At 34.8% G+C, this 20,378-nt stretch carries 18 protein-coding genes; 9 read left to right on the top strand and 9 right to left on the bottom strand.

Features of this window, described 5'->3' with window-relative positions; translation table 11 throughout:
• On the top strand, positions 1–2,277 hold the full coding sequence (locus SOM12_RS19805) for an ATP-binding protein (RefSeq protein WP_320495055.1): 2,277 nt from the start codon (positions 1–3) through the stop codon (positions 2,275–2,277).
• Positions 2,278–2,373: 96 nt separating this feature from the next.
• Here SOM12_RS19805 and SOM12_RS19800 read toward each other — a convergent pair whose 3' ends face one another.
• A complete protein-coding gene (locus SOM12_RS19800) occupies positions 2,374–3,261 on the bottom strand; it encodes a DMT family transporter (RefSeq protein ID WP_320495054.1) in 888 nt (295 codons plus the stop codon).
• A 1-nt stretch (position 3,262) separates the two neighbouring features.
• A complete protein-coding gene (locus tag SOM12_RS19795; protein ID WP_320495053.1) occupies positions 3,263–3,784 on the bottom strand; it encodes a GNAT family N-acetyltransferase in 522 nt (173 codons plus the stop codon).
• A 63-nt stretch (positions 3,785–3,847) separates the two neighbouring features.
• Here SOM12_RS19795 and SOM12_RS19790 point away from each other — a divergent pair, with 63 nt between their 5' ends.
• Entirely contained in the window at positions 3,848–4,711 is an 864-nt protein-coding gene (locus SOM12_RS19790) for a LysR family transcriptional regulator (protein WP_095927506.1), read from the top strand.
• 4 nt (positions 4,712–4,715) lie between these two features.
• Here the strand turns inward: SOM12_RS19790 and SOM12_RS19785 are convergent, their stop codons facing one another.
• From SOM12_RS19785 to SOM12_RS19755, 7 genes are all read right to left on the bottom strand, one after another.
• Complete coding sequence (locus SOM12_RS19785) at positions 4,716–5,162, bottom strand: GNAT family N-acetyltransferase (protein WP_320495052.1); 447 nt, start codon at positions 5,160–5,162, stop codon at positions 4,716–4,718.
• 383 nt (positions 5,163–5,545) lie between these two features.
• Positions 5,546–5,872 carry a multidrug efflux SMR transporter gene (locus SOM12_RS19780; protein ID WP_320495050.1) on the bottom strand — a complete coding sequence of 109 codons (327 nt, stop codon included), beginning with the start codon at positions 5,870–5,872 and terminating at the stop codon, positions 5,546–5,548.
• Between the two features lie 73 nt (positions 5,873–5,945).
• Entirely contained in the window at positions 5,946–6,506 is a 561-nt protein-coding gene (locus SOM12_RS19775) for a Crp/Fnr family transcriptional regulator (RefSeq protein ID WP_320495049.1), read from the bottom strand.
• Between the two features lie 155 nt (positions 6,507–6,661).
• The gene (locus SOM12_RS19770; RefSeq protein WP_320495048.1) at positions 6,662–8,152 is read right to left on the bottom strand and encodes a TolC family protein; all 1,491 of its coding nucleotides are present in this window, start codon (positions 8,150–8,152) and stop codon (positions 6,662–6,664) included.
• Positions 8,153–8,342: 190 nt separating this feature from the next.
• Positions 8,343–11,459, bottom strand: coding sequence for an efflux RND transporter permease subunit (locus tag SOM12_RS19765; RefSeq protein WP_320495047.1), 3,117 nt, complete (start codon positions 11,457–11,459; stop codon positions 8,343–8,345).
• Between the two features lie 50 nt (positions 11,460–11,509).
• Entirely contained in the window at positions 11,510–12,604 is a 1,095-nt protein-coding gene (locus tag SOM12_RS19760) for an efflux RND transporter periplasmic adaptor subunit (protein WP_320495046.1), read from the bottom strand.
• 226 nt (positions 12,605–12,830) lie between these two features.
• Positions 12,831–13,190: a hypothetical protein gene (locus tag SOM12_RS19755; protein WP_250835870.1), complete on the bottom strand. Its 360-nt coding sequence runs from the start codon at positions 13,188–13,190 to the stop codon at positions 12,831–12,833.
• Positions 13,191–13,758: 568 nt separating this feature from the next.
• Here SOM12_RS19755 and SOM12_RS19750 point away from each other — a divergent pair.
• The 7 genes from SOM12_RS19750 to SOM12_RS19720 are packed head-to-tail and all read left to right on the top strand — an operon-like array spanning position 13,759 to position 20,370.
• Positions 13,759–14,748 (top strand): hypothetical protein, encoded by a 990-nt coding sequence (locus SOM12_RS19750; RefSeq protein ID WP_320495043.1) that lies wholly within the window; start codon positions 13,759–13,761, stop codon positions 14,746–14,748.
• Positions 14,745–15,704: a hypothetical protein gene (locus SOM12_RS19745; RefSeq protein ID WP_320495042.1), complete on the top strand. Its 960-nt coding sequence runs from the start codon at positions 14,745–14,747 to the stop codon at positions 15,702–15,704. The genes SOM12_RS19750 and SOM12_RS19745 overlap by 4 nt, the downstream gene beginning before the upstream one ends.
• Positions 15,704–16,945 carry a hypothetical protein gene (locus SOM12_RS19740; protein ID WP_320495041.1) on the top strand — a complete coding sequence of 414 codons (1,242 nt, stop codon included), beginning with the start codon at positions 15,704–15,706 and terminating at the stop codon, positions 16,943–16,945. Before SOM12_RS19745 ends, SOM12_RS19740 begins: the two co-directional genes overlap by 1 nt.
• Positions 16,946–16,958: 13 nt before the next feature.
• Positions 16,959–17,876, top strand: coding sequence for a hypothetical protein (locus tag SOM12_RS19735; RefSeq protein ID WP_320495040.1), 918 nt, complete (start codon positions 16,959–16,961; stop codon positions 17,874–17,876).
• 3 nt (positions 17,877–17,879) lie between these two features.
• Positions 17,880–18,872, top strand: a complete 993-nt coding sequence (locus tag SOM12_RS19730) for a tail fiber protein (protein ID WP_320495038.1) — start codon at positions 17,880–17,882, stop codon at positions 18,870–18,872.
• A 5-nt stretch (positions 18,873–18,877) separates the two neighbouring features.
• Complete coding sequence (locus SOM12_RS19725; protein ID WP_320495037.1) at positions 18,878–19,918, top strand: tail fiber protein; 1,041 nt, start codon at positions 18,878–18,880, stop codon at positions 19,916–19,918.
• Positions 19,915–20,370 (top strand): T9SS type A sorting domain-containing protein, encoded by a 456-nt coding sequence (locus SOM12_RS19720; RefSeq protein WP_320495036.1) that lies wholly within the window; start codon positions 19,915–19,917, stop codon positions 20,368–20,370. The genes SOM12_RS19725 and SOM12_RS19720 overlap by 4 nt, the downstream gene beginning before the upstream one ends.
• Positions 20,371–20,378: the final 8 nt, after the last annotated feature.

The following is a 20,378-nucleotide window of genomic DNA, read 5'->3' as shown; positions in this document are numbered from 1 at the left end:
ATGAAATTTAAGGATATAGTTAATCGCGATATCGTTACGTTAACCAACTGTGAGCATGAACCTATACACATACCAGGTCAGATTCAGCCTCACGGTTTTTTGCTTGGTATAACACTGCAATGGAAAATAGATTTCTGTACAGAAAATGTTGTTGCTTATTTTGGTATTTCGCACACTCAAATGTTAGGAAAAGATTTTGCAGCAGTTTTTGGAGTTACCGCCGAAAATGAAATTTTAGCTTACACAAACGGAGATGAGTTTAAAGACGCTTTTCCTCTTGAGATAGAATTGTTGGGTAGCTTATTTCAAATAAACATTCATAAAAGTGAAGGAATTTACATTCTTGAAGCTGAATTACTATTTGCAGATCAAGAAAAACTCGCTGATGCTTACAAACAAACGATTCAGTTTGTAAGTCAGATGAATAAAACTACTTCGCTTAAAGATCTTTGCGCCCTTGTAGCACAAGGAACGCGCGAAATAACGGGTTATGATCGTGTAATGATTTATCGTTTTGATGAACAATATAACGGAGAAGTTTTTGCTGAAGATTGCAGAGAAGATTTAGAACCTTTTTTAGGATTGCATTACCCTCATACCGATATTCCAGCCCAAGCAAGAGAATTATATATTAAGAATCTGTTGAGGCTGATTGTAGATATTGATTATGAGCCTGTTCCAATTTACACGGTTGATGATAAAGAGGGGAAAAATCTCGATTTAAGTCTTTCTATTTTAAGAAGTACATCGCCTATTCACGTAGAATACTTGAAAAATATTGGAGTTGGCGCAACATTGACGATTTCTCTTATTCATCATGGAAAATTATGGGGATTAATTGCCTGTCATCATTATTCAAAGAAAAATATATCTCCTGAAATTAGGCTTGCAGCAAAACTTCAGGGACAGTTTATTACTTCTCAAATCGATATTAGACAATCTAATGATGAGTATCTTAGTGCCCAGAAAACGAATTTAGCATTAGAACAGTTGACTAGCTTGGAGCTTCCTGTTTTAAAAGAGTCTTTAGAAAAAATTGTTAGTGCACCACAATTGTTAGAAATCGCAAATGCTTCTGGTGTATCTATTATTACTAGAGATAAAATCTATAAAAATGGTTTAACGCCATCTGATGAACAAATTATTGATTTACTCAGACATCTCAAAAGTAAAAAGAATACTGATTTTTTCTCAACGAATAAGATTAGTGACCATTTTCCAGAATTTGATGAAAATTCTAATTTCGCTGGAATTATTTACCATTCACTAGGTAACAATGGGCATGTAATATGGTTTAGACCAGAAACGATTTCAGAAATTAAATGGGGAGGCGATCCAGAAAAAAGAATTGTAAAAGACAGTAAAGGACTCCATCCAGGAAACTCATACAATATTTATAAACAAATAGTAAAAAACCAAAGCAGTAACTGGAAACTCTATGAAATTAATGCTGCTTCTCAATATACTCATGCTTTATACAATCATTTGATTTTGATAATGTTAAGTGAAGAGGAAGAGAAGTATCGTAGTCAAAGTGAAATTTTGAAAGAAACCAATTCTGAGCTTGAAAACATCAACTGGATCAGTACGCATGATTTGCAGGAACCGTTGCGTAAAATTCAGCTTATTACTTCTAAAATGCTTTCGGAACTAGATGTTATTTCTACAGAATCAATTTCGAATTCTTTGCAGCGCGTTTCTAAATCTGCCAACAGAATGAGTGGCTTGCTGGAAGATATTCTGAAATATACCCGTATAAAAAACACAAGAGAGAAGCTGGAAGAAGTAGATTTAAACAAAATACTGAAGTCTACGATTAAAGAAATGCATGAAACTATTGCAGAAAGTCAAGCCATCATTGAGCATGAAAATCTTCCGGAAGTTCACGCTATCAGTTTTTTAATGCGCCAGTTGTTTAATAATATTCTTCAGAATTCAATCAAATATGCTTCCTCAGAAAGACAGCCTAAAATTGTAATCACAGCTTCTCAGGAACCTGTTCTGATACACGATAGATACAAAGTATATTGTCACTGGGTTCGTTTCTCTGATAATGGTATTGGTTTTGAACAGCAATATGCAGAATCTATTTTTAAAGTTTTTACAAGACTTCACACGCAAGAACACTATACAGGTTCGGGCATTGGACTTGCTTTATGTAAAAAGATTATGCAGACAGTTGGAGGAGATATCCAAGCAGAAGGGAAACCAAATCAAGGTACCGATATTATTATTTATTTCCCTTGCGATCCCGAAGACACACTTTTGCCTTTGTAAATAAGTTTTTTTTCACGCAGATTCAGCGGATTTAAATAGATTATAAAATAAAATCTGCTTAAATCTTTTTAAATCTGCGTGAAATCTTTTAAAATATTAGTTTTTTCTAATCAGCATTTTTAATTTTTTACTTTTAAAATTGACTTCAGAAATAATAGTGGCCGAGAAAATTAAAGTTCCGCCCAAAAGCAGTCGCCATGAAAGGTTTTCTCCTAAAATGAAAAACGCTCCAATTGCCCCAAAAACAGGTTCGAACAAATAAATAACCGCTACACGTTCTGCCGATAAATAACGTTGTGAAATGTTTGAAACCGTGTACATAAATGCTGTAGAAAACAAAGCGCAGTAAACAGCACCCAGCCAAAACGTATCGTTTTTAGGCAACCAAACCGCTTGCGAATCTGTAAGTGCAATACAAAAAGTAAATAAAGCACAAAACGCAAACATAGGAACAATCGAGTACAAAAGATTTTTGGCAGCCGAATGTTTTTCGACAGAAATCAAATAAACGGCAAAAGCAAATGCGCCAGAGATGGTAAATAAATCGCCGACGTTTATGGTAAATTTATCTGTTATAGCAATAATAAATAATCCCGTTAAAGCAGTGAGAGCGGCAATCCAAATCTTTAAAGGCGTATTTGTTCTGTAAATCGCCAACTTCAACATCGGAATAATAATTACTGTTAGTCCTGCGATGAAAGAACATTGTGAAGCATCGGTATATTTTAATGCGGTCGTCTGCAATTGAATCCCTAAAAACATGGGAACGGCAAGTATAAAACCGGTTTTAATAGCTTCTCGATTAATGTCTTTAACGTATTTCCAAAAAACAATGCTCAATACCAGTACAGCAAGCAGGAAACGATAAAATAAAAAAATGTTGAGTGAAAAGTGGCCAATTGCCATTTTGGTAACGGAGTAAGAAACTCCCCAAAAGGCAGTGCCAAGAATTAATAGAAATAATAGTAGCTGTCTTCTTTCCATTTTAAATCAATACTTTTTTCATCATTAAATCAGTTTGTTCATCGTTGCCTAATCTAAAAATATGAGTGTCAAATTGTACAAAACCATTTTTAGTGTAGAAACTTACTGCTCTGAAATTCTTTTCCCAAACGCCTAGCCACATATACGAAGCTTTTATTTCTTCTGCAATTTCTTCTGCTTGAGCATATAATGCCTGTGCGATTTTCTTACCATGAAATTCCTTTGCGACATAAATACGTTCTATTTCTAAGGCATTTAAATCTTCTTTTTCGGTTTGAGCATCGGCTGTATTCAGTTTCAGGTAACCTACTACTTTTTCGTCTAAAACAGCTAAATAGAAATAGGATGACGGATTGTCCAGTTCGGCAGCCAATTTTGCTGTAGCGAAGCTTTCATCCAGATATTTTTTCATGTTTTCTTCGCTGTTTACATCGGCAAAGGTTTCAGAAAAGGTTTGTCGGCCAATAGCCTGAAGTTTAAAAACGTCATCGATTGTTGCTGGAATTATTTTTAGCGTGTTCATTTTTTGTTTCTTTAATGCGTTAAAAGCTGTTTTTTGTTTGCAATAAATGCGTAAATTGCATCAATGGATTTACAGCAGATTAAATATTTTTTGGCTTTAGCCCGCGAACTTCATTTCTGGAACACCGCCGGAAAAATGAATATTACACAATCGGCACTCAGCCGCCAGATTCAGTCTCTTGAGAATCAGCTTGGCGTTCAGTTGTTTGAACGTAACAAACGCAATGTCAAACTTACTGCTGCCGGTCAATTCTTAAAAGAAAAATGGGAGGTCGAATTGAGTAAACTGGAGTTTATTCATCAATCTGCCCGCCAGATTCAGTTGGGAGAGAGCGGTACGATTACCATTTCTCATCCCGATTCTATTTCGGCTTCTCTTATGCCCGAAATTTTGTCGCGTATTTCAGAAGCTTTTCCAAAACTAAAAATCAAACTGGTTCAGGTGCTGTACGAGAATCAGCAGGATTTTCTGCGAAATTATAAAATAGATCTGGCGATTACCAGAGATATTAATAATGCTAAAGACATTCAATCTCAAAAAATACATACCGATCATTTGGCTGTTGTGGTTCCAGCAGATCATCCGTATCAAACGCCTGAGGACCTGACCAAAGAAACACTTGCGTCTCAGAAGTTTATTTTACCAACCAATGATGAAGGCAGCAGTTATAGCGATATTATCCGAAGATTATTCCATTCTTTGGAGAACGCTCCAGAAGTATATCTTCATTCTGAATTTGGGTCTTCTATAATCGCTTTGGTTCGTAAGGGACTTGGAATCGCCATTTTACCCGATTCGTATGTCTTTCATGAAATTCCAGGAATCCGATTTATCAAATTACCGCTAGAAACCGATTTATATGTCAATTGGAGAACCGAAGATCATAATCCTGTGCTTTCCAATGTTTTAAAATTGATTATTCCGTAAATCTTTAAGCTCTCAGCATTCCGATATGCGGAATTCCATCTTCATCATACACTTCACCTTGTTCTACAAATCCCAAAGATTGATAGAACTTGGATAAATGGTATTGCGCACTAATTCGGATTGGACCTTTTCCAAATTTTTCTTCACATCCCGCAATCGAAGCTTCCATTAGTTTTACTCCTAAACCTAATCCGCGATGCGATCTTGCAATGACAACTCTTCCGATCGAAACTTCATCATACGATATTCCTTTTGGAAGTAAACGGGTCACACCTGCCAATTCGTTATCTACATAATACAACAAATGAAAACCTTTCTGGTCTTTATTATCCAAATCGAGATAAGGGCAGTTTTGTTCGACCACAAAAACGTCGCTTCTTAATCGAAGCATATTGTACAATTCGTGATTGGTTAATTCGTCAAAAGATTTAATGGAATGGCTGAATGTCATTTTTTTATTTAGGCTTTAATTTTTGACAAAGATAAAAGAGAGAATAATGATTAAAAATGCTATTTTTTTATCATGTGATGCTGGAATTGCATTAGTTTATTTAAATTCCAAATTTTAAATCCCAAATTCCAAACTGAAAACTTTGACAAAGTTATAGGAGCAGTTTGTGTCAACAGTTTGTCAATTGCGAGGAACGAGGAATCTGGGTTTGAAAGATTGGACTTTCGTTGCGGAGTTACTTGTGAAGATTTCTCCTTCGTCGAAATGACAAGATTGGGGGCTTAGTAGTGGGGAAATTTGATAAATAACGAGTTTAAAAACAAAAAAAACTTTGTCAAAGTTTCAAACTTTGACAAAGTTGAGGATAATTGTAAAAAATATTTTTAGTGAGAAACGGCCTTTAACCCAACAATAGAACCAACCAATGTTGCCAAGAAAAATAATCTCCAGAAGGCTGCAGGTTCTTTAAAAACAAAGATACCCACTAGAACCGTTCCTACAGCACCAATTCCTGTCCAGACAGCATAAGCAGTTCCTAGAGGAAGCGTTTCTGCAGCTTTCATTAATAAAAGCATACTTACCGTTAATGATATAAAGAAACCAATATACCAATAGTACATTTCGGTTCCAGTAGTTGCTTTTGCTTTTCCAAGACATGATGCGAAGGCTACTTCAAATAGACCCGCGATGATTAAAATAATCCAGTTCATATAGTTAAAATTTTGTGATGCAAAGTTCTTTTATGGAAATCAGAAAAAATTTAACAAATGATAAAAAATGAAGTTATTTTATTTCTGCACGTATTCTGCTTAAACTGACTTGTGTAATTCCTAAATAAGAAGCAATATGTCCTAGTTGAACTCTTTGAAGGAGTTCAGGATGGTCTTTCATTAATTCCAAATAGCGTTCAGAAGCATTTTTGAATTGTCTGGAAATCAAACGTTCTTCGGTTTTTATCAATTCTTTTTCGGCAAATTTTCGTCCCCAATTGGCTATGTGAACATCTTCATTAAAGAGTTTTCTTAGGTTTTCTGTTTTAAGTTCGTACAATTCGCAGTCTTCCAAAAGTTCAATGGTTTCATAACCCGGCTGATCTTCAACATAACTTTTCATTGAAATTATGGTTTCACCTTCTTTTCCAAACCAAAAAGTAACTTCGTTATCTCTTTCTACATAAGCTCTTACTAATCCTTTCTTTATAAAATAAATATTCGATTCTACTTTATTGGCTTTTAGCAAAATGTGCCCTTTAGAAAATGCTATTTCTGTAACATTGTTTTGCAGAGCAAGTTTAGACTGCTCGGGAAGTTGGTGTATGTGATCCAGAATTTTAGAAATATCCATCAACGGAATTTTAGTATTTTAGAATAAAGGTAAAAAGTAAAACGGCAAAATAAGTTACTTTAATAAAAAAATCCCATTTCAAAAAGAAATGGGATATAAAACAACCTCTGCGATGAGCTATTATAAACAGAAGCCATTTTTGACCAACATATAAACTAATTTATTCCTCCGCCTAAAGCCTTATAAAGCAATACTTGTGAGTTTGCATTTCGAAGTTGGATATCGACAAAATCCAATTCTGCCTGCAATTTATTTTTTTGTGCATTGATGATTTCCAAGTAATTAGCATAACCGCTCAAATACAAATCGTTTGAGACATTTACGGCAATTTCGAGATGATCAATTTCGTTTAATTTATATTTTAAAACATCTTCATAAGCTTGATTTCTATGCAATAGAGCACTTAATTCGTTGAAGGCTGTTGTAACCGTATTTTGGTATTGCAGAAATGAAATTTCCTGTCTTCTGTTGGAAACATAAAACTCTTGTTTGATCTGTCCTTTGTTGAAAACGGGAGCTGTCAGTCCGCCCAATATCTGCCAAGCAAAAGAACCAGCATCAAAGAAAGTGTTGAATGAAAACGAATTGAATCCTGCATATCCGCCCAAATTTACAGTTGGGAAAAAAGCGGCACGAGCCGATTTGGCATCTGCATTACTGGCTAACAATTCGAAGTAAGCTTCAGATACATCTGGTCTTTTGTGAATGATAGAATCCACGCTGATTTTTTGGTTTAAAACCTCCAAATGTCCAGACAAAAAATCACTGCTTCTGTCAATTTTTCCGCCATATTCGCCTAAAAGTGTTAATAGCGCTTTTTCAGTCTGATCAATGCTTAACTTTAATTCTGACGCTTCGGCATGAATGTTATTGTTTTGTGCATTAAACTGCTGTACAGCCAATTCTGTCGCTTTCCCAACAGATCTTTGTGCTGAAACAATATCAAGCGCTCTTTCCTGCGTTTTCAAGTTATTATCATAAATCGCGGCTTGTTTGTCTAAAGCGATCAATTTGAAATACAAGTCAGCAACATCTCCTAAAAGACGTGTTTGAAGCAAACGCATTCCTTGCTGAGAAGCAAAAAATCGCTGCTGAGCCGCTTTTTTCCGATTGCTTAATTTTCCCCAGATATCAGCTTCCCAAGAAACTTTGGCTCCCAAAAATAGGTTAGGAGTAACATCTTCGTTGATTCTTTGTTTATCGCTAATATTTTGAGAAAAATTGGTATCAAAGTTACCAACTCCATCCATTGTATATTTTCCGTAATGTGTTCCAGAAGCATCGGCCACAAGATCTAAAGAGGGAAGAAGTGCTAGTTTTGCTACTTTTAAATGCGAATTAGCAATTAGTATTCTTTCCTGCATGATTAAATAATCAGGATTCTTGGTAATGGCTTTTTTTAATAGTTCCTCTAATTTGGGATCTTTAAAAAATGTCTCCGTTTTTAACGGAATAAAAGGCTGAGCCTCAGTTGAAGCTTCTTTTTTCTCCCTATCAAAATTTTCTGGAAGCTTTGCTGCGTCTAGTTTGTTACTGACTTTTGGTGCCGAACAAGCCGTTATAAGTAAAACTCCAGTTATTACAATGGCGCTTTTGGTTGTCCTTATCATATCAGTATTTTTATATTGATTTAATATCTCTTTCATTGTTTAATTTATTTGTTGAATCTTCTGTGCATTTTTTTATTTAACATATAGAAACATAGGTTTTTTTTTTTTGAAAAGGGAGTTGAAAGAAACTAGTTTCTAACACATAGCCTATGTGTGCTTATGCTAGTGAAATGCCTTTTTTACGCTTTTTAAATCCTATGAATCTATGTGTTTAAAAAATTACGCATTAAGATTTACTCATTCGTTTTTCCAATTTTGCAAACAGTATGTAAAGCCCAGGAATAATTAAAAGACCAAACACAGTTCCAATTAACATTCCTCCCGCAGCTGCTGTACCAATCGAACGGTTACCAATTGCACCTGCACCAGAAGCGATACACAACGGAATCAATCCTGAAATAAAAGCAAAAGAAGTCATCAAAATTGGTCTGAAACGAAGTCTCGCTCCTTCAATTGCCGCTTCCACGATATCGCGTCCGAGTTTATTTTGTGCCATCGCAAACTCAACAATTAGGATGGCGTTCTTGGCGAGCAGACCAATCAGCATGACGAGTGCTACTTGGGCATAAATGTTATTATCAAGTCCGACCATGACAAGTGCAATGTAAGAACCGAAAACTCCAACCGGAAGACTTAATAATACAGGGAACGGAAGCAATAAACTCTCGTATTGTGCCGCCAGTAATAAGTATACAAAAAGTATACAAAGCGCAAAAATGTAAATCGTCTGGTTTCCTGATAAAATCTCTTCACGCGTCATACCAGACCATTCTAGTTCAAAACGGCTAGGAAGTTTTTCCGCTGCAATTTTTTCAACAGCAGCAATGGCATCTCCAGAACTGTAACCTTCAGCAGGTTCACCGTTAATCATAGCCGACATGTACATGTTGTAACGAGTTAAAACCTCAGGTCCGTAAACTCTTTCTAATTTGATGAAAGTAGAAAACGGAACCATTTCGCCAGCTTCATTCTTCAGATACATATCCAAAATACTTTCTGGATTTTGACGGAATTGCGGACTTGCCTGTACCATTACTTTATACATTTGAGAAAAACGAATAAAATTGGTTGCATAAAATGAACCTAACATGGTTTGTAAAGTCGACATGGCATTGTCTACCGAAATTCCTTTTTTAGCAGCCAAATCATAATCAATATGGATTAAATACTGTGGAAAAGTGGCATCAAAACTCGAAAATGAATTCTGAATTTCTGGCGAAGCATTTAGTTCTTTGATGAATTCTTTGGTTACTTTATCGGTATTGGTAATACTTCCTCCAGATTTATCCAGTAAACGAAGCTCAAAACCGCTGGTATTACCAAAACCTGGAACGGTTGGCGGCGCAAAAATCTCGATTTGCGCATCGGTAATGTTTTTGGTTTTTTCTGTAAGTTCGGCCATAAATTCGGTAACCGAAATATCACGTTCGCTCCAGTCTTTTAAGTTGATCATTCCCATTCCGTATGAAGCTCCAGCGATTTCAGTTACAATACTGTATCCAGCAAGAGTTGTTACGTTGTCTACACCTTTAATTCCGCGAGCAATTTTAGTTACTTCGTCCAAAGCTTTTTCAGTACGTTCTACCGTTGCTCCTTGCGGCGTTGTAACACTTACGTAAACCATTCCCTGATCTTCAGTCGGGATAAATCCAGATGCCAAAAATTTGGTTGTTCCCCAAGTTAAAAAGCAAAATAGTACTAATATACCCACTGTAACGGTGTTACGATCGGCAAACTTCACCAATACTTTGATGTATTTTGAAGTAATATTATCGAACCAATGGTTGAATCTGTGGAAGAAACGATCTAAAAGCGATTTTTTCTCTTTATTTGGATCATGCGCTTTTAGCATAATAGCGCAAAGGGCAGGAGTAAGGGTAAGGGCGTTAATACCCGAAATCACAATACTAATGGCCATGGTTAAAGAGAACTGCCTATAGAAAACCCCGACTGGACCGCTCAAGAAAGCAACCGGAATAAATACTGCAGCCATTACAATCGTAATTGCAATAACGGCACCTGTAATTTCTTTCATGGCACTAATGGTAGCCTCCATTGGCGACATATGTTCTTCGGAGATTTTTACGTGAACGGCTTCGACGACGACAATGGCGTTATCGACCACAATTCCAATCGAAAGTACTAAAGCGAAAAGCGTTAATAAGTTGATCGAGAAGCCCATCATCGACATAAACGTAAACGAACCAATAAGCGCGACAGGAACTGCCAATACAGGAATCAAAGTAGATCTCCAATCTTGAAGGAAAAGGAAAACGACAAATGCCACCAAAATAAAAGCTTCAACCAAAGTTCTTAATACTTCATGAATAGAAGCGTCAAGGAAACGCGAAACGTCATACGCAATGTTGAATTCCATTCCTGGAGGAAAAGAAGAGCCTTTTAATTCGGTCATTTTTTCTTTTACGCTCGCAATAACTTCAGAAGCATTCGAACCTGGACGCTGTTTTAGCATGATGGATGCAGAAGGTTTTCCGTCGGTTTTAGAAACCATGCCATAACTCATGGCACCAAATTCGATTTTTGAAATGTCTTTTAATCTTAAGATAGTTCCGTCTGAATTGGCTCTTAACGGAATTTCTTCATATTGTTTTGGCTCGAAGAATTTTCCGCCATACTTAATTACATATTGTAATTGATTGTTCATTTGTCCTGAACCTTCACCGACTTTCCCCGGTGCAGCAGAAATGTTTTGTTTTTGAAGTGAATTGATAACTTCATTTGCCGAAATATTATACGAAAGCATCTTTTCTGGATCTAACCAAACACGCATCGAATATTCTTTCTGACCCATGATTTCGGCACGTCCGACACCATCAATACGCTTTAATTCCTGAAGAATATTAATATCGGTAAAGTTGAAGATAAACTGCTCGTCCTGAGTTTTGTCGGTACTTGTAATGTTCAAGTACATCAGCATACTGTTTACCTCTTTTTCGGTTGTAACTCCAGCACGAATTACCTCTTCTGGAAGTTCATCCAAAATCGTAGTAACCCTGTTCTGCACGTTTACGGCGGCCAGATCGGGATCGGTTCCTACTTCAAAGAAAACTTGGATTAAGGTCAAACCATCGTTGGAAGTTACGGTTGACATATACGTCATTCCGGGCACACCATTGATAGCTCTTTCTAACGGAAGGGCGACGGCATTGGCCGAAACCTCTGCGTTTGCTCCTGTATATTTTGCTGTAACGGTTACAGACGGTGGTACAATGTCTGGGAATTGGGTAATGGGAAGCTGAAACAACGCCAGCAATCCCAGAAGGACTATCATAACCGAGATGATTAATGACAATATTTTCCTTCTGATAAATAACTCTATCATTTTAAATTTTTTAGATAAATAATTAAATAACTGTTTTACAGGTCGATAACCTACATTTGTTTCATGTTGATTTTATCGCCGTCTCTCAATGATTGCGTACCTTCTTGCACAATTAGGTCGTCGCTTTTTAGACCTTCGTTCAAGATATAAACATCATCTAGAGTCGTTTCGATTGTAACATTCGTCATTTTAACTACTCCATCTTTGTTCACGCGGAAAACGTATTGTTTGTCCTGAATAGAAAAAACTGCTTTCTGCGGAATTAAAATTGCATTGGTTTTTGGCTCTGAAATAATTAGTTTTCCAGAAGTTCCGTGTTTGATAAATCCTTGCGGATTGTGAAATTTTGCTTTGTATTGAATAGAACCTGTTTGTTTGTCGATATCTCCATCAGCAGTTCTTAATTCTCCTTTTTGATCGTAAACTTGTCCGTTTGGTAATACCAATCTAATATCGCCTTGCGTGTTTAAGGTTTTGTCCTCCATCATTTGGAAATAAGTGTTCTCAGGAATTGAGAAATAGGCGTACACATCGTCCAATTGAGAAACAGTAGTCAACAATGAACCATTTTCTACTAAACTTCCTTCTTTAAACGGAATACGGTCAACTGTTCCGTCAAATGGCGCGCGGATAGTGGTAAAGCTAATTTGTTGGTCAATTGCTTTCTTTTCTGCAGCAGCGTGGGCTACTTTAGCGGAAGCGGCTTCATATTTTGCTTTAGATAATTCTAATTCTTTGTCTGCAATTACTTTTTTATTGAAAAGGGTTTGAGCCTGTTCCAGTTCTACAGTTGCTATTCTTAAATCGGCTTTTGCACTTTTGTAAACGGCTTCGGCTTTTAGAAGTTGAATCTGAAGTTCAACATCGCTTATTTTAAAAAGGATTTGCCCTTTTTTTACTTTTTGTCCTTCGCTAACGTATACCTTGTCTAACAAACCAGGAATACGAACGTGAATTTCTACATTATTTTTAGCATGTACATCGGCAACAAATTTGCTCGAAACTATAGTGTCTTTTAAAGTAACCTTATAAATAGGAAACGTTTTTATGTTGTTTGAATCTTTTTTTGCTTTATCTCCGCACGAGACTAAAACGAATAAAGCCAAGGTGCATAAAAGAAATGGATTTTTATAAATGCTCATCATTAGGTTTAAATTTTTGAATAAATAGATTTTCTCCCTTGATAATAAATATCGGGAGTATGAATTTGGATTCTGTTTGCGAAAACAATCGAAACAAAAGATAAAAAGGGATTCGGATGCTTCTCTGTTAGAAAAGTACCGTTTTGAGAATGTTTTTATAGCAATAAAAGCTCAATTGCATAAGCAAACGAGAAATATTCTAAATATAAAAACGACAAAAATTTAAAGCCTAGAAAAGCTGATACAAATGAAGATGAGGATGTCTTTCGATGTGGTATATTGAAGCTATACCATATATTAAAGTCTCTTTATAGACTTTGAAGTTGACTAAATTGCTAAAATACGGAGCTTTGATCGTACTTTGTTCCAAAGTAGTCGCTCTGCATTTCATTTTCTTTTTGAGCTTATAATGAACTTCTAGATTTTTAGAAGAAGAGAAGTCAGAAGAAAAAATTTGCGTATCGTCTGCTGCAACACTATCTAAGGTAATGCAGCTGCTAGCACTATAAATCGGCGAATACGTCTCGGTACCTCTAAAAAAAGAAAGCAGCGATAGTAAAACGACATATATGAACTTGGTGGGTTTCATTTAGAGTACAGCAGATTATATAATTTTGTTTCTTAAAAAGAGGGAGTATGTTTGTTTAAAGTGCGCCAAATATAGTAATTTGAAAAGTAAGGTTTCTTAAAATTTTTCTAAAAACCGTGAGATTTAAAAATTTAATAATATTTAAAGTTAGTTTTTAGGGGTTTGGCTTTTTACTGTCTTCCTTATTAATAAGTTAGTATCGATTGGATTTTGAGAATTTAGTAAAAGAGTAAACTTTTTTATTGTTATATCTTAAAATAAATTAATGATTTAAGTGGAAACTGTGTAAATGTCTTTCTGACTTTGTACAGTTTTTTTGCATTCTTAATTGAAAGAGAAATCAAAATGAGATTCTTTTTGGCTTATGAAGAAGCTATTGTCACTTCAGTTATATTCTATTAAAATTTTTCAAAATGAGGAAAGCCGTAAAGTTGTTTTGTATTTATTTTATTAGTTTGCTCAGTATAATTATTTTTGATTTATTTGTAAGAAAAAACTTTTATTTATTGAGGTGTATTTGAAGATAGCTATAGAATTTTAAGTAAAATTGATTTGATTAAAAGAGATTATGAAAAAAAATATTTTTTTAGCACTTATGGTGTTCAGTGCGTTCAACAGTGTTTCCCAAAATAAAATAGAATTAGTAGGAAACGTGGGAGTAGGAACATTAGCTCCACAAGCTAAACTTCATGTAAATAATGGTGATAATTCATACGGAACAATTTTGGCAACGAGCAGTGAATCAGAGTTTTCCTTGTATGCTAAATCTTTATATACACAGCCCGTTTACTCAGAAGCTTTTAGATTAGGACTAAAACATAATAATACTGAAGAAAACGGCTTTATCTCATTCTATCGTGGAACTTCTATAAGGGGCGGTTTTTTAGGGTTTTCGACAAATGGTTTTGAAAGATTAAAAATTGATGTGAATGGAAATGTAGGTATTGGAACAAGTTCGCCAAAGCAAAAGCTAACAATTGTTGGTGATCAAAATGCAGGAGATCAAGGAGGCCCTATAAATGGACAAAACTCAACAGCTCTTTTAAGGCTTCAATCTTCTCCAGGTGGAGCAGGAGAAGTATTAGATTTTGGAATGAATATCAAAAGCTATGGATGGATACAACCACAAGATTTTAATGATCCGAATGCTTTTTATAATTTAATTCTAAATGCTAAAGGAGGTAATGTAGGTATTGGAACAATAAATCCCGACTCTAAATTAGCCGTAAACGGTACAATCCATTCCAAAGAAGTAAAAGTAGACATGACTGGCTGGTCAGATTTTGTATTTAAAAAAGATTATACTTTGCCAACTTTAGAAGAAGTTGAAAAACATATTGCTGAAAAAGGGCATTTAAAGAACATTCCAAGTGAGGAAGAGGTTTTGAAAAATGGGATTAATCTTGGAGAAATGAATGCTAAGCTTTTACAGAAGATTGAAGAATTGACTCTTTACATGATTGAAATGAAAAAAGAAAATCAAATCTTGAAGAATGCAGTTGAAAAACAAAATAAAGAAATAGAACTTTTGAAGATAAAAAACAGTAATCAAAAATGAAACTAAAATTAGTTATAACAATAATCTTTATAAATACTCTTGCTTCTTATTCTCAACAAATAGGAAATGGGTACGCTGCTTATTTACAGGATTTTACGACTTCCTTATTTTCAGGAGCATATGGAGGACCTCATGCTGTAGGAAAAGCACCAGACAATAGCCATGATTGGCAACATTTGTTTGTTATTAGACATGCAAATTCTCAAAATAATTACCAACTACAGTTATCTTCTACTTACAGTGAAAATGATAAATTGTTTTTTAGGAAAATCGATAATTCAATTAATCCAGCATGGTATGAATTGGCAACAAGAGGAGTAAATACCTTCACAGGAAATCAAACTATTTTAGGAGCTTTAAATTCATGGGAAACAAGCGAAAGTAGACCAAATGGACAAAATGTCGAAAGTAAATCAGTTTTAAAGCTTTCGAGAAACGGAAGTAATGGCTATAGTTGGAATGAACATGCAGAATTCAGAATTGGTCATGGAGGAACAGGAACTACTGGAAGTAAACTAGAATTATTTGTTAATGGTAATCAAAACACAACTTCAATACCAGATCAGCAAGTAATGACATGGAATTATAATGGGAATGTAGGTATTGGGCAATCAAATCCGCAAAACAAGTTAGATGTCAAGGGCACAATACACTCCCAAGAAGTAAAAGTAAATATGGAAGGCTGGTCAGATTTTGTGTTTAAAAAAGAGTATAAGCTTCCAGCTCTTGAAGAAGTAGAAAAACATATCGCAGAAAAAGGCCATTTAGAGAATATTCCAAGTGAAAAAGAGGTTTTGAAGAATGGAATTAATCTTGGGGAAATGAATGCTAAACTTTTACAGAAGATTGAGGAACTCACACTTTACATGATTGAAATGAAAAAAGAAAATGAAATTATAAAGAAAGAAAATACAGAAATGAAAAAAGATATTCTGTTACTTAAGAAAACTAAATAATGATCGATTTAATTATGAAAGATTTTAAATTGTTTGCTTTACTATTTATTGGGCATATTACATATTCACAAAACTTTGTTCCTTCAAGCGGTACAGTAAATTTTGATACCAGTTTAAAAATTGGCAATCAGGTTTCTCCATCCGGAGAGGGGCAGATTACCCGAATGATGCTCACTCCATATCGCCACACGGGTGGACCTTGGAGTATTATTTCACGTGATAATGCGTCTGTTGCTTTTTTAGACTTTGATTATGGAGCTTGGGGCACCGCATTGACAATGTCGAGTGAAAGAAATATTGGAATTGGTGTTAAAAACCCTACTGCAAAATTTGAAGTTTCTAACTCTTTAAACACAAACAATAGTGAAGTGATTGCTTCTTTTGCCAGATTTGGAACAGGAACAGGAGGAAGCAGTATTGTTCGTTTAGGATATCATGATAGTTGTGATTTCGAAGTTAATTCTGGATATACTCTAGCAGGCGTAAGATTTGGGAATTATTTTGATCTGAATATCATAAACAATAAAAAAGGAGGTGATTATGGCGCAATTAATTTTGTGACAAACGAGAGCATAAAAATGGCAATCAAATCAAATGGGAATGTTGGAATTGGAACGTTCAATCCCCTAGCTAGCCTGCATGTAAATAATGGTGATAATTCTTATGGAACTATTTTAGCAAATAGTAGTGAGGCAGCTTTTTCTCTTTACGCAAAATCATTAACAACTCAGCCTATTAATGTAGAAGCCTTTAGATTAGGAATGAAGTATTATGATGTGGAAGAAAATGGTTTTATCTCATTCTATCGTGGAACCTCTATGAGAGGCGGTTTTTTAGGTTTTTCAACAAATGGTATTGAAAGAATAAGTATTACTACTACTGGCAAGGTTGGCATTGGAATATTGAATCCTAGTAATGAATTAGACGTCAACGGCACAATCCACTCCAAAGAAGTAAAAGTTGATATGATAGGCTGGTCAGATTTTGTATTTAAAAAAGAATATAATCTGCCAACATTGGAAGAAGTTGAAAAACATATTGCAGAAAAAGGACATTTAGAAAATATACCAAGTGAAGAAGAGGTTTTGAAAAACGGAATTAATCTAGGAGAAATGAATGCTAAGCTTTTGCAGAAGGTTGAGGAATTGACACTGTATATGATTGAAATGAAAAAAGAAAATGAAAAACAAAATGAAGAAATAAAAGCACTGAAAAGTCAACGTTCTTCTAAAATAAAATAAATAAGTTCTTGTAATGCTTTTTCTTTTATGTGGAAGCAGTTTAGCTTTAGCTCAAAATGATTTGTCACCCACAAACAATGTTACTATAGGTGTTCAAGGATATATTGGCAATTCATTAATTTTTAATGGTTGGGGAGAATCTCATTTTATTAGAAACGAATCTATAGGCAATATTCACAATGGATCTTCACGTCTTAGGATGTATTTAACTGATGACTGGACATATGATCAAGGTTTTGAAATTATTGCAAAAAGACATGATGGGCCCTTGCGTAGCTTACTTTATATACCAGGAGATGGTAGTCAAACAAATTTTTTCAGTGGAGCTTCATTTGGAGGTAACATAGGTATTGGTATTGGCAAAGAAACTCCACTAAAAGCTGTGGATATAAATGGAGACATAGTGTTGAGAAATTACAAAAATGAAAAAGGAAAGGGAAATACGATAATTTTTAGCTCTTATGGAACCGATCTTCAAGGACCACAGATTAGAAGTTATTTGACTTATGCTGAAGGAGTAAATTCTCGTATGGGATTAATTTTAAGTTCTTATTCTAAAGGTTATAAAGACGAACTTTTTCTTATAGATGGGAATGTTGGAATTGGTACAGAGAATCCATCAAATAAATTAGACGTCAACGGCACAATCCATTCCAAAGAAGTAAAAGTAGATATGACAGACTGGTCAGATTTTGTGTTTAAAAAAGAATACAAATTGCCAACACTTGAAGAAGTTGAAAAACATATTGCTGAAAAAGGGCATTTAGAAAACATTCCAAGTGAAAAAGAAGTTTTGAAAAATGGGATTAATCTTGGAGAAATGAATGCTAAGCTTTTACAGAAGATTGAGGAATTGACTTTGTATATGATTGAAATGAAAAAGGAAAATGCTGAAATGAAAAATAGATTAATAAAACTTGAAAGCAATTAAGTTATGATAAAAAAGATATTACTAGCAATACTAATACAATTTTTTGTTATTAGTATTAATGCACAAACAGCAATTAGTTTAGATATAATAGATTCTAGAGCAATGAACGATTTGCCAAACTTCTCTTCACGAAGTTTGAGAGCTGATTTTAAACAGAGAAGTGTTGTTGGAGCTCCGGGAGATGGGGTTTGGTCTACAAATATTAGTATATCGCCATGGGCAAATCAGGATAATACAGGAGACAAAAACCATCAATTAAATTTTAATAATGGAGGCATTTTTTATAGAAATGCATTTCCTAGAGATACACAATGGGGTGGATGGAAAAAATTAGTAATAACAGACGAAAACGGAAATGTTGGTATAGGTAATTCGGATCCGTTAGCGAAGTTAGATGTTAGTGGAGATTTAGTATTGCGTAATTATGAAAACTACGGAGGAAAAGGTAGTAAAATTATTTTTACAGCTTATGGTAATGATTTGCAAGGTCCACAGATACGAAGCTATTTAAGTTTTGCATCGGGTACAAATTCTCGTATGGGATTAATTTTAAGTTCTTATTCTAAAGGATATCAGGATGAACTTTTTCTTATAGATGGCAATGTTGGAATTGGTAAGGCAAATCCAACAAATAAACTTGATGTTAAAGGAACTATACATTCACAAGAAGTAAAAGTTGATATGACTGGCTGGTCAGATTTTGTATTTAAAAAAGAATATAATTTGCCAACACTTGAAGAAGTTGAAAAACATATCGCAGAAAAAGGCCATTTAGAGAATATTCCAAGTGAAGAAGAGGTTTTGAAGAATGGAATTAATCTTGGGGAAATGAATGCTAAGCTTTTGCAGAAGATTGAGGAATTGACTCTTTATATTATTGAGCAGGAAAAAAGCAAAAATAAACAATCATTAAGAGTCGAAGCATTGGAAAAAGAAAATAAAAATTTAAAAAAGGTTTTAGAAAGGCTTTCTGAAATAGAAGAAAAATTAAAATAGAATATATGAAAAAGGTCGTGTTGTTTTTTGCGGTTGTGCTTAACGCATTTTGTTATGGTCAGAGTTTTGATGGGAATTTAGGCTCTAAAAGTTTGAATTGGAGCCAAGATCAAAAAGATTTTAATAGTGGTCCAAGAGTAGGAGTAAATCCAATGTCTATGAGGCTTTGGGATAATTATGGAGGACTAAATGCGCCATCTGAATATGGATCGCTGCTTGAGATAAACGGAAGGGGAGGCCATTTAGCTTCGCAGCTATATTTTGATAATACATGGAATGGAGGAAGAATTCTTTACAGAAGCGCATTTTATCAGCAATATACATGGGACGGCTGGCGCTATCTTCTGGATTCGAAGAGCGATGTAGAATCTGCTGGAAATTTAAAAATTTCAGGTACAGGAAGCAGTTATGTTTCTAATGGGAATTTAGGGATAGGAACAGATGCTCCAATTGAAAAAGTTAATATTCACGGAGGCAAAGGAGATGGTGCCCCATTTGATGCCAGATTAGCGTTAACAAGAGTTTCAAGTACTGGAAATGTATTAAGTGCAAAAATAGCTTTAAGCGATGCCGATACTAATTGGGGAAATTTAAGTTTTAAGGTTAAAACAACCGCAAGCAGATGGGAAATTGAAAGTTTTTATACAGATGCTTTGGTTATAAAAGGTTCTAATGCTTATGTTGGTATCGGTACAGCTAATCCAGATTCAAAACTTACTGTTGCGGGAAATATTCATGCTCAAGAAGTGAAAGTTACTGTTAATGCAGGAATGGTTCCTGATTACGTTTTTGCAAACGACTATAAATTGAGACCGTTAAATGAGGTAGCGCAATACATTAAGGAAAATAGCCATTTGCCTGAAATACCTTCTGCTAAAGAAATTGGAACGAATGGATTAATGATGGCGGAAATGAATTTGAATCTGCTGAAAAAAATTGAAGAGCTGACACTCTATATAATCGAACAAGATAAAAAAACAGAAAAACTAAAAACTATAATATCAGAACAAAACAAACGCTTAGAAAAACTTGAAAACAAAATATGAAAAAAATAATTACACTTTTATTCTTTGGGATCTGCGCTTTTTCAAATGCCCAGCAGAAAATTACTTTCAGCTATGATTCAGCAGGAAATCAGATTTTGAGAAGCTTATGCCTTTCAGGCTGCAATCCTACAGGAAAAACAGTCGATGAAGCCAAAGAAATGGAAGCGGTTACCGAAGACGATCTGCTTAAATTCTCAAAAGAAGATGTTATTTCCTATTATCCCAATCCCGTAAAAGAACAGCTTTATTTAAAATGGGAACTGGTAAACGATAACAAGGTTTCTTCTATTACGGTCTATGGAATATCGGGTCAGGTTCTGCAGAATTTTTCTCGAACAGAAAGCACAGATAACCAGATCATTTCCTTTGGAGAATATCCGAGAGGGGTCTATTTAGTGGTTCTTAATTATAAGGATGGGGAACAGAAAACGATTAAAATTATTAAACAATAAATTTGAAT

It is taken from the genome of Flavobacterium sp. CFBP9031 (genome assembly GCF_034044945.1).
Taxonomy (GTDB): domain Bacteria; phylum Bacteroidota; class Bacteroidia; order Flavobacteriales; family Flavobacteriaceae; genus Flavobacterium.
The sequence above is the reverse complement of the archived record's forward strand: the minus strand, read 5'-3'. Positions and strand labels throughout refer to the sequence as shown.